The sequence below is a fragment of the Luteitalea sp. genome (assembly GCF_044337415.1).
Classification (GTDB): Bacteria; Acidobacteriota; Vicinamibacteria; order Vicinamibacterales; family Vicinamibacteraceae; genus Luteitalea.
In genome coordinates this window covers 1-12,742 of sequence record NZ_JBIINP010000007.1, presented here as the reverse complement: position 1 = coordinate 12,742, position 12,742 = coordinate 1, and the positions used below count along the sequence as shown (strand labels likewise).

Annotated in this window: 15 protein-coding genes; 9 read left to right on the top strand and 6 right to left on the bottom strand. The window is 71.3% G+C overall.

What is annotated here, in order from left to right; translation table 11 throughout:
- Positions 1–39: 39 nt before the first annotated feature.
- Positions 40–1,266 (top strand): sodium/glutamate symporter, encoded by a 1,227-nt coding sequence (gltS, locus tag ACIRDX_RS02475; RefSeq protein ID WP_396623816.1) that lies wholly within the window; start codon positions 40–42, stop codon positions 1,264–1,266.
- Between the two features lie 49 nt (positions 1,267–1,315).
- Here gltS and ACIRDX_RS02470 read toward each other — a convergent pair whose 3' ends face one another.
- Positions 1,316–2,149, bottom strand: a complete 834-nt coding sequence (locus ACIRDX_RS02470; RefSeq protein WP_396623815.1) for a M48 family metalloprotease — start codon at positions 2,147–2,149, stop codon at positions 1,316–1,318.
- Between the two features lie 136 nt (positions 2,150–2,285).
- Between ACIRDX_RS02470 and ACIRDX_RS02465 the strand changes: the two genes are divergently transcribed.
- Together ACIRDX_RS02465 and ACIRDX_RS02460 are read left to right on the top strand one after the other, a co-directional pair.
- On the top strand, positions 2,286–3,281 hold the full coding sequence (locus tag ACIRDX_RS02465; protein ID WP_396623814.1) for a PEGA domain-containing protein: 996 nt from the start codon (positions 2,286–2,288) through the stop codon (positions 3,279–3,281).
- A 10-nt stretch (positions 3,282–3,291) separates the two neighbouring features.
- Positions 3,292–4,155 (top strand): alpha/beta hydrolase, encoded by an 864-nt coding sequence (locus ACIRDX_RS02460; protein WP_396623813.1) that lies wholly within the window; start codon positions 3,292–3,294, stop codon positions 4,153–4,155.
- 9 nt (positions 4,156–4,164) lie between these two features.
- Here the strand turns inward: ACIRDX_RS02460 and ACIRDX_RS02455 are convergent, their stop codons facing one another.
- Both ACIRDX_RS02455 and ACIRDX_RS02450 read right to left on the bottom strand, forming a co-directional pair.
- On the bottom strand, positions 4,165–5,118 hold the full coding sequence (locus ACIRDX_RS02455) for a cation diffusion facilitator family transporter (RefSeq protein ID WP_396623812.1): 954 nt from the start codon (positions 5,116–5,118) through the stop codon (positions 4,165–4,167).
- A gap of 1 nt (position 5,119) precedes the next feature.
- Positions 5,120–5,611: a hypothetical protein gene (locus ACIRDX_RS02450; RefSeq protein ID WP_396623811.1), complete on the bottom strand. Its 492-nt coding sequence runs from the start codon at positions 5,609–5,611 to the stop codon at positions 5,120–5,122.
- 75 nt (positions 5,612–5,686) lie between these two features.
- Between ACIRDX_RS02450 and ACIRDX_RS02445 the strand changes: the two genes are divergently transcribed.
- Entirely contained in the window at positions 5,687–6,502 is an 816-nt protein-coding gene (locus tag ACIRDX_RS02445) for an RNA recognition motif domain-containing protein (protein WP_396623810.1), read from the top strand.
- Positions 6,503–6,597: 95 nt separating this feature from the next.
- Positions 6,598–8,118 (top strand): DEAD/DEAH box helicase, encoded by a 1,521-nt coding sequence (locus ACIRDX_RS02440; protein ID WP_396623809.1) that lies wholly within the window; start codon positions 6,598–6,600, stop codon positions 8,116–8,118.
- On the opposite strand, the gene ACIRDX_RS02435 is transcribed toward ACIRDX_RS02440, so the two are convergent.
- Positions 8,115–8,600 (bottom strand): MOSC domain-containing protein, encoded by a 486-nt coding sequence (locus tag ACIRDX_RS02435; RefSeq protein WP_396623808.1) that lies wholly within the window; start codon positions 8,598–8,600, stop codon positions 8,115–8,117. The two genes, ACIRDX_RS02440 and ACIRDX_RS02435, sit on opposite strands and share 4 nt — an antisense overlap.
- A gap of 34 nt (positions 8,601–8,634) precedes the next feature.
- Here ACIRDX_RS02435 and ACIRDX_RS02430 point away from each other — a divergent pair, with 34 nt between their 5' ends.
- Positions 8,635–9,564 (top strand): glycerophosphodiester phosphodiesterase family protein, encoded by a 930-nt coding sequence (locus tag ACIRDX_RS02430; RefSeq protein ID WP_396623807.1) that lies wholly within the window; start codon positions 8,635–8,637, stop codon positions 9,562–9,564.
- 15 nt (positions 9,565–9,579) lie between these two features.
- Here ACIRDX_RS02430 and ACIRDX_RS02425 read toward each other — a convergent pair whose 3' ends face one another.
- On the bottom strand, positions 9,580–9,714 hold the full coding sequence (locus tag ACIRDX_RS02425) for a hypothetical protein (RefSeq protein ID WP_396623806.1): 135 nt from the start codon (positions 9,712–9,714) through the stop codon (positions 9,580–9,582).
- A gap of 102 nt (positions 9,715–9,816) precedes the next feature.
- Between ACIRDX_RS02425 and ACIRDX_RS02420 the strand changes: the two genes are divergently transcribed.
- From ACIRDX_RS02420 to ispG, 3 genes are read left to right on the top strand one after another with little or no spacing between them, the layout of a single operon-like run.
- Positions 9,817–10,416, top strand: coding sequence for a hypothetical protein (locus tag ACIRDX_RS02420; RefSeq protein WP_396623805.1), 600 nt, complete (start codon positions 9,817–9,819; stop codon positions 10,414–10,416).
- 12 nt (positions 10,417–10,428) lie between these two features.
- A complete protein-coding gene (locus ACIRDX_RS02415; protein WP_396623804.1) occupies positions 10,429–10,812 on the top strand; it encodes a PilZ domain-containing protein in 384 nt (127 codons plus the stop codon).
- A complete protein-coding gene (gene ispG, locus ACIRDX_RS02410; protein ID WP_396623803.1) occupies positions 10,809–12,059 on the top strand; it encodes a flavodoxin-dependent (E)-4-hydroxy-3-methylbut-2-enyl-diphosphate synthase in 1,251 nt (416 codons plus the stop codon). The genes ACIRDX_RS02415 and ispG overlap by 4 nt, the downstream gene beginning before the upstream one ends.
- On the opposite strand, the gene ACIRDX_RS02405 is transcribed toward ispG, so the two are convergent.
- On the bottom strand, positions 12,043–12,414 hold the full coding sequence (locus ACIRDX_RS02405; RefSeq protein WP_396623802.1) for a hypothetical protein: 372 nt from the start codon (positions 12,412–12,414) through the stop codon (positions 12,043–12,045). The genes ispG and ACIRDX_RS02405 overlap by 17 nt on opposite strands.
- Between the last annotated feature and the right edge of the window lie 328 nt (positions 12,415–12,742).

The window sequence follows — 12,742 nt, the reverse complement described above, 5'->3', positions numbered from 1 at the left end:
GTGGCCGGCGAGTGTGACGGCGTTGTGTATCATCGCGGCGTGTTCGCAATCAACGCCATCCATACGCTGGCTTTCGCCGGCGTCGTGTTGTTTGCCGGCTATGCGATCCGGCGCCGCCTGCGGTGGCTGGCGCGACTCAACATCCCCGCGCCGGTCATCGGCGGCCTCCTCGTGTCGGTGGCCATGACCATCGGGCATGCGCGCGGGCAGGTGCCCTTCACCTTCGACACGACGCTTCGCGACCCGCTGATGATCGCGTTCTTCACGAGCGTCGGCTTCGGCGCGAGTGTCGGACTGCTGAAGCGGGGCGGCCCGCTCGTCGTCGTGTTCCTCGCCGCATCCGCCGCCTTCACCATCCTCCAGAACGTGCTGGGCGTGGGCGTCGCGCGCCTGCTCGGCCAGCCGCCGCTGTTCGGCGTGCTCGCCGGTTCGGTCACCCTGGCCGGCGGCCCAGCGACCGGCCTCGCGTTCGCGCCGTTGTTCGAACAGGCCGGCGTTGCCGGCGCCGAGACCATCGCCGTCGCGGCCGCCATGGCCGGCATCGTCTCGGGCGGCCTGCTGGGCGGCCCGGTCGGCACGTGGCTCATCGAGCGGCGCCTGCAGCGGGAGCAGCGGTCCGGCGGCGGGCACGAAGACCTCGTGGCCCAGCACGTCGTCGAGTCCGCCCTGCCCGGATCCGCCCAGGCTCCCGGGAATGAGGATCGGGAAGCCTACGCCTTACTGAAGGCGACCGCCCTCCTGCTCTTCGCGATGTGGGTCGGCGCGGGCATCAGCGACTGGCTGACGGCGATGGGCGTGATCCTGCCGCGCTACATCGGCGCCATGCTCGCGGCGATCGTGCTGCGGAACCTCGACGAGTTCACCGGATGGTTCGGCATCTCGCAGGCGATCATCGACGACCTCGGCACGGTCGCCCTCGCCTTCTTCATCGCCATCGCGCTCATGACGCTCAAGCTGTGGCAACTGGCCGGCCTTGCCCTGCCGCTCGCCGTGATGCTCGTCGTGCAGGTCGTGTTCGTGGCGCTGCTCGCGCCCCCGATCATCTTCCGGCTCATGGGGCGCGACTACGACGCGGCCGTCATGTCGAGCGGGTTCATCGGCTTCATGCTCGGCACCACCGCCAACGCCATGGCCAACATGGAGGCGCTCTCGGAGCGGTACGGCCCCGCGCCCCGCGCCTTCCTCGTGGTGCCCATGGTCGGCGCGTTCTTCATCGACGTCGTGAACAACGTCGTCATCACCACGTTCCTCAACATCTACCGGTAACGCCTCACTCCCCGCCGTCCCCCGCGTTCGCGCCGGCCGGCACTGCCGCTCAGGGCATCGCCTGCGCGGGCGCGAGGCGCCCGAGGCGCTGCTTCACCGCGACGAACTCGGCGCTGTCGGGCCGGCCCGGCCCCGGCGTCCCGATCATGCGGTCGAGGTCGCGGACGCGGCTCTTCGGGTCGGGGTGCGTGGACAGGAAACGCACCACGGCATTGGGTGAGCGCGCCTGCTGGGCGTCCAGCATCTGCATGAACTCGAGCAGGCCCCGCGGGTCGTACCCGGCCTGCTCCAGGAGCCGCACGCCCTCGCGATCGGCCTGCTTCTCGTCGTTGCGGGAGAACTTGAGCATCACGCTGCCGGCAGTGACCATCGCCGCAAGGTTCACCACCTGCGCGCGCCAGTCGTCTTCACGGGCGTCCATGGCCGCGCCGAGCGCCAGCAGGATGCCGGTGGTCACGAGGCTCTTGGTCAGGTGCCTGGCGGAGTGCCGGCCGGCGACATGGGCAATCTCGTGGGCGAGGACGCCGGCCACCTGCGCCTCGGTCCCGGCCGCGTCGAGCACGCCGCGATTGATCCAGATGGGCCCGCCGGGCAGTGCGAAGGCATTGAGGTCGCGGTAATCGGCCGTCGTGAAGCTGTACGGGTAATCCGCACCTGACGCATGGCTGGCCAGCTCGCGGCCGAGCGATTCGACGTACTGCCGCACGGCGTGGTCACGCACCACGGGGACCTCGCGCAGCAGTTCGGCCTGCGCGTCGCGTCCCATCTGGATCTCGTCCTGCACCGAGAGCAGCGAAATCGCGGCGACGCTCCCTGATCCCAGGGCCACCGCCAGGGTGATCGCCGTCGTCGACCGCGCGACACGGGAGATGAGGGTAGGCATGGCCGGCACCTCTGCAAGCGGGTTGCCATCGCCGAGTCCGCTCCCCGTCTGGAGAAACGGACACTGCAGCCTGGTCCACGCGCACCCAACGGCGCCTTCGGTTGACGCTGCGTAGTCCGTAGGATACAAACCGCTGGTGACTGAACCAGAACGCCCAGCCGGCGCGCCCTCCGGGAGTCCGACCCCGGAAGAAATCAGCGCGCGCCTCGAGGCGCTCCTGAAGCGAACCCATGCCCTTCGCGCCGAGCGCGCGGCGGCCCCGCAAGGGCCGCCGCTCAGCGTGACCTGGCCACCGCCCGACCGCGAACTCGACGGGTACGACGTCGTCGACGTGCCGGAAGAGACACGAGCGCGCACCCAGGTCGCTCCGGCCGCCGCCGCGGAGGCCCCGGCGCCCGAGACGCCCGCTGAGTCGGCGCCGGCGCCGGCATTCACACGCCCCGACTGGAGTGCCTTGCGCCTGAGGACACCTCCGGCGGAGCCGCCGGCCCGCTCGACGTGGTCAGGCCCGCTCGTCGCGCTGCTCGCCCTGCTCGCCGTCGCCGAGGGTGCCTACATCTGGTACCTCCGCGCCGCCCGTCCGGTCGTCGAAGACGGGCATCTGCGGGTCGACGGCCCCGAGGGCGCCGACGTGAGACTCGACGGGGAGCGCGTCGGGACGGCGCCGCTCGACCAGGCGCTCGCCCCGGGCGTGTACGACATCGAGGTGGGCGCGGGCGCGACGATTCGGCGGACGCCGCGGGTGGCCATCGAGCGCGGTCGCACCGTGGTCCTGCTGCCGTGGGCTGAGTCGCCTGGTGCGTCCGACGCCGCACTGCCTCCGCCCGCTCCGGTGCCCCAGCCGCCTGCGGAGCCCCTGGGGCCAGGCACGACGGCCAGCACCGGGTCGGCGCCGGCCGTCGTGCGCGACGACGCCGTGTCGGGCCTGCAGGTGTCCGACACGACCGGCGCCGTCGACATCGACAGCACGCCTCCAGGCCTGACGGTGACGATGGGTGGACGTCCCCGCGGGGTCACGCCGCTCACCCTCGGCCAGATCAGGCCGGGCCGTCACGACGTACTCGTCGGCGGCATCGTGCGGCAGGTCGAGGTCCGCGCCGGACAGGTGACGACGCTGCGTGTCACGCGCTGACGACACCCCGATGCGGCGCTTCGTGCGCTGGAGTCTCCGCGGCGCGCTCGTCGCGGCCGTCCTCGCCTATCTCACCGTCGTGGCCTACCTCATGGCCAACGAGGTCTCGTTGGTGTTCGTGCCGCCGCGGACGGCGAGTCCGATCCCGTCGAGCCTGGCGCCACACCTGACGCAGGTGACCCGCACCTTCCCCGGCGGGGCCACCGGGCGCCTCTGGGTCCTCGATCAGGCCTCGCCAGCCAACGCGCCGTGGGCCATCTTCCTGCACGGCAACGGCGCCACGGTCGGGAGCGCGGTCAATGTGGAGCGCTACGAGCACCTGCGGGCCCTGGGCTTGCGGGTGGTGGCGCCGGAGTACCCGGGGTATGGCGATCTTCCGGGCACCCCCTCCGAGGACGGCCTGGTGAGCGCGGCGCGCGACGCCTACGCCTGGTTGCGGGCGCAGGGTGTCCCGCCCGCTCGCATCGTCATCTACGGCTGGTCGCTCGGATCGGGCGTGGCCACCGCACTGGCCAGCGAGGTCGAGGAGGGCGGCGTGATCCTGGAAGGGGCCTTCACTGGCGTCGACGACCGCGCCGCAGAGTTGTATCCGTGGCTGCCGATCCGGCTGATGATCGCCACACGGTTCGCCTCGCGGGATCGCATCGCCCGCATCGGCAGTCCGCTGCTGCTCCTGCACGCGCAGGACGACACCGTCATTCCGTACGCCCACGGGGAGCGCCTGCTGTCCCTGGCACGCGCGCCGAAGACGCTCGTCACGCTGACCGGCGGCCACATCCACCCCAATCGGGCCGACAAGGCCCGCTACGAGGCCGCCCTCCGCGCCTTTGTCGGGACCACGTTGGGCCTGGCGACGACCGCGCCCGATCGCTGATCGCCCGGGTCAGCGCGCGCTGTCTGCCATCGTTCCCGCGGCGGGGCCCTCTGCGCCAAGACCGGTCGGCTCCACGTGGACCAGCACGTCGCTGACAGCCTCGACATCCAGCCGAATCCGCTCCCGTACGCGCGTGGCGATCGCGTGGCCCGCATCGACCGAGATCCAGCCGTCGACCTCGAGGTGCAGGTCGACGTGATACTGGAGGCCGGTCTTGCGCCCGAACAGCTTTTCCACGCCGCGCACGCCCTCGACGCGGCAGGCCACTGCCCGCACTTCCTCGAGCAACGTGTCGGGCGGCATCGTGTCGAGCAGGTCGGACGACGTCGAGCGCACGACGCCAAGCCCGGCCACGATCACGAACACGCCCACCAGCATGCCGCCCACGTGGTCGGCGGCGCGGAAGGTCTGCGGGTCGTACAGCGTGAGCCCGAGCGCGACGATGGCGGCCACCGACGACAGCACGTCGACGCTGTCGTTCCACGCATCGGCCAGCAGGGCCTGGCTGCCCGTGCGGCGACTGACACGCATCTTGGAGACCATCAGGGCGGTCTTGACGGCGAGGGCGATGCCGAGCGGCCAGAGTGTGTACGGGGCGGGCGGCGGGTGAACGGCCTGGACGTCGCGCAACGCGTGCACCGCGATCGAGCCGCCGATGACGAACAGGGCCAGGCCGATGAGCAGGCCCGTCAGCGTCTCGGCACGACCATGCCCGTAGGGATGGTCTTCGTCGGCAGGACGCGACGCGTACCAGAACCCGAAGAGGACCGCCAGCGACGCCACCACGTCGGCGGCGAACTCGATGCCCGACGCCACGACGGTGAGCGAGCCGCCGCGCGAGCCGACGATGAGGTTCATCGCGGCGAGCAGCGCGTTGACGACGACGCTGGCCGCCGCCACACGACGTCCGGAGTGCAGGCCCTGCTGGGCGGCCGTCCGGGGTCCGGCGGCGGGGGCCGTCACGTCAGAAGAACGCCCTGCCGTGCCACGTGGTGGCGGCCGGGGCCTCCCAGCGCCCGGCGCGGAGGTCGCCGACGGTAGGAACGGTGTTGTCGAACACGGTGGTGGCCGGGGTGACCTCGCCTCGGACGACCGCGTCGCCGAACTCATCGCGCGACACCCGGCGCACGGCATCGCCAGCGCGGTAGAAGACCGACGCGTGGTCCACCAGGTCGACGCCGAGTTCGTGACCGAGGCCCTTCATCGTCCGGACCAGGCTGTCGATGGAGCACCCGGAGACCCCGGACGCCTCTTCGTCGACGCCGACGGCCAGGAACTGGTCGTACTGCAGGTCGCGTCCGCAGGCGAGCGGCACCTTGTGGGCGTTCCACTGGTCGAGGAACGTGTCGACGGCCGACAGGAGTGCGTCGCGGTCGTCGGCGGTCAGGGGACGGGAGGCGGCAAAGACCCAGAGGCGGGCCGAGTCGGGCAGCGTGGCAAAGGGCTGGCGTGGCATGTGTCAGGGCGGCCGAACCGGGCCGCGTCTCCAGTCTACCGGTTGCGCCCGGCATCGGAAGTATGCGATTCTCACATGCCGCCTTCCAGCCGAGTACCGCATCGATCCCATCCGTCTTTCCCCCGTTTCCCCAGTAACCAAGTTCCCCGTGGTGTTCTGCGACGCAGCATGCTTCGCACACCTGTCTGCCGCCAGACGGAGGCCTGGCAAGCCCGTGAGGACGTCGTGAGCGTTCGCTTATTCATTGGAAACCTACCGTACAGCGCAACTGAAGCCGATCTGCGTGCCCTCTTCTCAGAGGTCGCGGAACCGCAACAGGTCGTGCTGCCCACCGACCGCGAGACCGGACGTCCACGCGGCTTCGCGTTCGTCGACTTCGCCGAGCGCGAGCACGCCGAACAGGTGATTCAGCGCTACAACGGGCAGCCGTTCAGCGGCCGTCCCCTCGCCGTGAGCGAGGCACGCGCTCGGGAAGATCGGCCTGCAGGGCCCCGGCCCGGCGGGTACGGCGCGCCGCGACCGGGTGGCTTCAGCGGCGGCTATGGCGGCGGCGCCCCGCGCCCGGGCGGTGGCTTCGGTGGCCCCCGTCCCGAGGGCGGCGGCTTCGGTGGCCCGCGTCCGGGAGGCCCTCCCCGGCCGTTCGTCCCCCGGGACCCGGGCATGCCCCCCCCGGCGGGCGACAGTCGGCGCGCGCGTGGCCCGGCCAAGGGCCCGGCCCGCAAGCAGACCTACGAGAAGGGCCCGCGCGGCCCGATCAAGGAGCGTCCGGTCAGCCGGTTGTACGACGAGGACGAGGACCTCGAGGCTCCGGTCGAGTTCGATGATCCGGCGGCCAGCCGCTCGGATGCGGACGTCGATGCGGCCGACGACCACACGGAAGACGACGAGTGAGCCCACGTCCTGAACGAGGCGCGCGGACCGGCCGTAGCCGGTCCGGCCCGCGCCGTCCCCCCGCCCGACCACAGGCGTCCGCCCGCAGTGCGGAGTTGCTCGACAAGTTCGAGACCCTGACGCCCGACGTCGCCCCACGACGCTTCACGGACCTCATCTCGGTGCCCGCGCTGCTCATGGGCGTCGAGGACCGCAGGTTCGAGCACACCACGCCCATCCAGAGCGCGGTCTTCGACACCGTCGCGGCCGGGCACGACCTGGTGGCCTGTGCCGAGACCGGCACCGGCAAGACGGCGGCATTCCTGCTGCCGCTCATGCAGCGGTTGCTCCAGGAGAACCGCGAACGCGAGGGATCGGCGCGCATCCTCGTGCTCGCCCCGACCCGCGAACTCGCCGTCCAGATCGAGGACGACGTGCAGGGGTTCGGGTATCACACCTCGATGCGCTGTGCCGCGGTGTTCGGCGGCGTCGGCATGGACATGCAGGAGCAGGCCCTCAAGGCCGGCGTCGACATCGTCGTCGCCACGCCTGGTCGGCTGATGGACCACCTGCGCGCCGGCATCGCCAAGTTCGACGGCCTCGAGATTCTCGTGCTCGACGAGGCCGACCGCATGCTGGACATGGGGTTCTGGCCCGACGTGAAGTTCATCGTCTCGCAGTTGCCCACCGACCGGGCGCGCCAGACCCTGCTCTTCTCGGCCACGATGCCCGAGGAAGTCATGGGCTTCGCGCTCGAGATCATGCGCGAGCCCAAGCTCGTGCAGATCGGCTCGCGCAACGCGCCGGCCGCCACCATCACGCACAAGGCCGAGCTGGTCGGTCGCCACGAGAAGACCGCGTGGCTGGCGCGCTTCCTGCGCCGGGCCAGCGGCCCGACGCTGGTCTTCTCGGCCACCAAGCGCGGCGCCGACCGCCTCGCGCGCGACCTGCAGTCGCAGGGCATCCGTGCGGCCGCGTTGCACGCCGACCGGACGCAGCAGGATCGGCTGCGCGCCGTCGAGGGCTTCAAGTCGGGGACGCACCGCGTCCTGGTGGCGACCGACATCGCCGCACGCGGCCTCGACATCGATGCCATCGAGACGGTGGTCAACTTCGAGGTCCCGTTCAACCGCGAGGCCTACGTGCACCGGGTCGGCCGCGCCGGCCGCGCCGGCTCGACGGGGACCGCCATCACCCTCGTGTCGCCCGATGAACGGCGCGACATGGAAGAGATTGCCGACGCGTTCGGCCTGGTGCTCTTCGAGGACGCCCACCAGGAGCTCGTGGACGCCGGCGAGAACATCGACGGCCCGGACGGGGTCACGCCCGTCGTGCCGATCGACGCCACGGCCACCACGTCGGCCCGGCCGCGTCGCCCGCGGCGGCCGAGGGCGGCCGCGGCGCCGGCCGCCGAGACCACCACCGAGGCGCCGGTCGATGGCGCCGCCAGCCCCGCCGCAGGGGACGACGCGCCGCCAGCCGGGGCCGAGGCGGCGACCGATGACGCCGATGCACCGAAGAAGCGTCGGCGCCGCAGACGCCGCCGCAGCGGGCCGCGCCCCGAGGGCGACGGCGCAGAGTCGGCCGGCGACGCCGCCGAGGCGCCGGGCCCAGGCAACGACGAGGCCGAGCCCTAGTCCTTCAGGGGAACCGTGGGCGGCTCTGGCGCTTCCCAGCGCACCGGGTCGCCCACCCGCACCACACCGCCGGTCAGCACCTCCCCGTACAGCCCGCCACCCAGATCCGCGCCGAGCGCCAGGCGCAGGCCGGCGGCGGCTTCGTCCATCCGCTCGCAGGGGCGGGTCTCGCCCTTGATGCGGACCCGCGCCTCCCCCAGGCACAACACGTCGCCGCGTCTCAGGGCGAGCGTCACGCCCCGCACCAGGACGTTGGCGCGCCGGACCGACGGGTCGGGCAGCCATCCCAGCGTGGCCTCCACCCGCGCCCAGCGCTCGTCGCTGATGATCGTCACCTGACGGGTACGCGACCGATCGGCGCTGCCGAGCACGCCCTTCCCTTCCACCAGCGTCAGTTCCCGTGCGTCGTCCATCGGGCCGCGATGCGCGCGCTTGGTCCACAGGGCCTCGACGCGCCCACTCGACGCCAGGCCGTCGGTCATCCTCCGGTCATCGACTTGATCCACCATGGTGTCCGTGCGTGCCCTCGTCTCCCTCGTTGCCCTGTCCCTCGCGTGGTCGCTCGTGCAGAGCACCCCGCCGCGTGCCTACAGCATCGCCCATCGGGGCGCGTCCGCCTACGCCCCCGAGCACACGCTCGAGGCCTACCGGCTCGCGCTCGAGCAGGGGGCCGACTACGTGGAGCAGGACCTGGGCCTCACGAAGGACGGCGTGCTCGTGTGCCTGCATGATCTCTCGCTCGAACGCACGACCGATGTCGAGACCCGCTTTCCCGACCGCGTGACCGTGGAGCAGGTCGACGGCAAGGCGCGGCGCCGCTGGTACGTCGACGACTTCACGCTGGCGGAGGTGAAGACCCTCGACGCGGGCAGTTGGTTCGACCCGACGTTCGCGGGGGCCCGCATCCCCACCTTCGACGAGGCGGTCGGGCTCGTGAAGGGCAAGGCCGGCCTGTTCCCGGAGTTGAAGGGCCCGGGTCGGCTACGGGCGAAGGGGCTGAGCCTCGAGGACGCCGTGGTCGCCGCGCTCACGCGCCACGGCCTGACCGACGCCACCGTCGCGGGGCGGCCTGCGGTCTGGCTGCAGTCGTTCGAGGAACAGAGCCTGCGCACGCTGGCCACCCGGCTGCCAGCCGTGCCTCGCACCTTCCTGCTGGGCAACGACGAGGCGGCGCGGCGCTGGATCTCGTCGGCGGGGCTGGCGGAGATGCGCCGGTTCGCCACGGGCGTGGGTCCGGCGCTGGGACTGCTGCAGTCCCAGCCGTCGCTGGTCGCCGACGCGCACGCGGCCAGCCTCACGGTGGTGCCCTACACCTTCCGGGCGCGCCGGGGTGACCGTGAGGCCGCGGCGGCGTTGGCCGCGGCGATGCGCAAGGCGGTCGAGGTCGACCGCGTGGATGCCCTGTTCACCGACAACCCGGACCTCTTTCCGCGTCCACGGCAGTAGCGCCCGCCGCCTGGGTCAGCGGCGCCGACGGCGTGGAGGACGATTGGGCGGAAAGGTGCTCCGCAGCCAGAAGATCACGCGGCCGAGCGCCCAGGACAGCAGCATCAGGGCGGTGATGCCCAGCACGAGCACGACGAGCGGCCGGCTCATGAGGGGATCCGTTCATCCATCCCTCGATATTAGAATGACGGGATTGCCCAGCCGCGCAGGCGCGCCGGGCGTCCCCATCCGGCAGCGAGGCGCGAACCGCACGTGGAGTATCTGATCCGCCATTACGGGCTCGAACAGGGCGCCCTCGAAATCGAGTACATCGAGGAGTTCTTCGGCGAGTTCGCGCGACGCAAGACGGCGGCGGAGATCACGTCGCGCATCGGCGACCGCGAGCACCTGATCGTGATGGCGGTGGCGGCGCTGCCCGAGGATCCCGGATCGCTGGTGCCGGTGGCCTACAAGGTGTGCCACGAGTTGTTCGCCAACGAGTCCGACCCGCGCCTGGCGGACCTGGCGGCCCAGATCGAGGATGTGGTGCAGTTCCCCGATCGGCGCGTGCTGTACAGCTGGATCGGCGGGACGCGCATCGACTGGCGCGGGCAGGGCCAGTTCCGGGCGCTCACCGAGGAGCAGGAAGCGTGGGCGGTCGGTGCCGGCTTCGACGAGGTGGTCGTCAAGACCAAGAACCGTCACTACGAGATGCGTGGCACGCTGGCGAACCTGCATTTCAACGTCGTCAAGTACGCGCCCAACCCGATCGAGAACCTCGAGTCGAAGGTGTTCCTGAGCAAGCAACTCGGACCGCACGTGCTGGACCTGCATCGCAGTGCGCGGACGCGCCTCGAGGACGGCCGCCGCTAGGCCGGCCCGACCATGGCGGATTCGTGGACACCCGATCGGCGACGGGCCGATCGCCGGCCGGTGACCTTCCCGTTCCACGCCCGCGTGCAGGGGGAGGACGAGCCGTGGCGGGTCCACGAGCTCAGCCCCGGGGGCATGGTCGTCGAGTCGACGCGTCCCCTGGCGGCAGGTGACTGGCTCACGTTCACGCTGGGGACCGGGCCGCAGGCCATCGGTCCTCTCGAGGGCCACGTGGCCCACAGCAGACTGATCCTCGCCGTCCGGTACGGCGAGCCACCCGCGTGCCTGGCGGGCGTGGCGTTCGAACACGTGTCGGCGGCGCAGGCCGGGCAGTTGGCCGACGTGCTGCGAGCCATCGACGCCCACCGCGGCACCACCACGCAGGACCTTCCATGACCATTGCTCGTCTCCATCGCACCATCGGCGTCAAGGTCGGCCACGTCCAGGTCGGCGGCGGAGCGCCGGTCGTCGTGCAGTCGATGACCAACACGGACACGGCCGACGTCGCCTCGACCGTGGCGCAGGTGGCGGCGCTGGCGACGGCCGGCTCCGAGATCGTCCGTGTGACGGTCAACGTCCCGGAGGCCGCCGCCGCAGTGCCCGAGATCAAGCGGCGCCTGCTGGACCAGGGCTGCACCGCGCCGCTGGTCGGCGACTTCCACTACAACGGGCACCTGCTGCTCACCCGCTATCCCGACTGCGCGAAGGCGCTCGACAAGTACCGGATCAACCCCGGCAACGTCGGCACCGGCGCGCGGCGCGACGAGCAGTTCGCGATGATCTGCGCCGTGGCGCGTGAGCACGGCAAGCCGGTGCGCATCGGCGTCAACGGCGGGTCGCTGAACCAGGAACTGGTGATGCGACGCATGCAGGAGAACACCGACCGCAACCTCGGCAGGAGCTCGGACGAGATCCTGAACGACTGCATGGTCGAGTCGGCCGTGACCTCCACCGAGCTCGCCTTCGAGGCCGGCCTGCGCGAGGACCAGGTCATCATCTCGTGCAAGGTGTCGCGGCCGCTGCACCTGGTGGACGTGTATCGCCGACTCGCGAAGGCGACGCGCCAGCCGCTCCACCTCGGGCTCACCGAGGCGGGCATGGGGATGAAGGGCCTCGTGTGGTCGTCGACCGCGATGGGCATCCTGCTGCACGAGGGCATCGGCGACACGATTCGCGTGTCGCTCACGCCCCGCCCCGACGGCGATCGCTGCGAAGAGGTCTACGCGGCGTGCGAGATCCTGCAAGCGCTCGGCCTGCGCGCGTTCAGCCCCAGTGTCACGGCCTGCCCCGGCTGCGGTCGCACGACGAGCACCACGTTCCAGGAGCTTGCCGAGCGCATCCAGGGCTACATCCGCGAGCGCATGCCCGCCTGGAAGCAGGAATACGAAGGCGTCGAGGAGATGACGCTGGCGGTGATGGGCTGCGTGGTCAACGGCCCAGGCGAGTCCAAGGCGGCCAACATCGGCATCTCGCTGCCGGGCACCGGCGAGGCGCCCAACTGCCCCGTCTTCATCGATGGGCAGCACGCGATGACGCTGCGCGGCACGTACGAGGAGTTGTCGGCGCAGTTCCAGCAACTGGTCGAGGACTACGTGTCGTCGCACTACCAGCGCCGAGGTGTGGCCGCTACGCCTTCCGCCTGAGGCGAGCGTCCACGAACGACTTGACGCTGAACCCGAGGTACACGAGCAGGAGCAGCGCCATGCCGGACCGCGCCACCACGGCAGGTCGACGCGCGACGCTCCCGTCGGCCAGTCCCGGCAGTTGGCCCAGCGCCGACGCGGTGCCGATCAGGCCCAGGAACGCCACGACGGCAGCGGCATGCAGCGCGTGCCGACGGGCCCGCTCCTGACGCACCGCCACCAGCCCGAGGGCCGCGAGCAGCGCGCCGAACACCGACGGGATCAACGCCGTGACACTCACGCCGCCCGTCGTGACGTAGCTGGCAATCCCGAAGACGATGAGCAGGAGTCCGACGCGCACGGTGAAGCTGGCCATCGGCAGATGCTACCAGCGCGCGGACTCGGGAGCCCGGGCTTTCCCCCTTGCATGGCTCAGCCTTCGCCCTTCGCCCTTCGCCCTTCGCCCTTCGCCCTTCGCCCTTCGCCCTTCGCCCTTCGCCCTTTGCCCTTTGCCCTTTGCCCTTCGGCATGAGGCATGAGGCATGAGGCATGAGGCATGAGGCATGAGGCATGACCAATGACCTACGGCAGCGGCATCGCGACGGCGTTGGTGCCAGCGGCCCACGTGGTGGTCGCGGTGCTCGAGTACGAGGCCCGCTCCACCACCAGCGGCGCCGTGCCGGTGGCGCTTTCCACCAGGACGC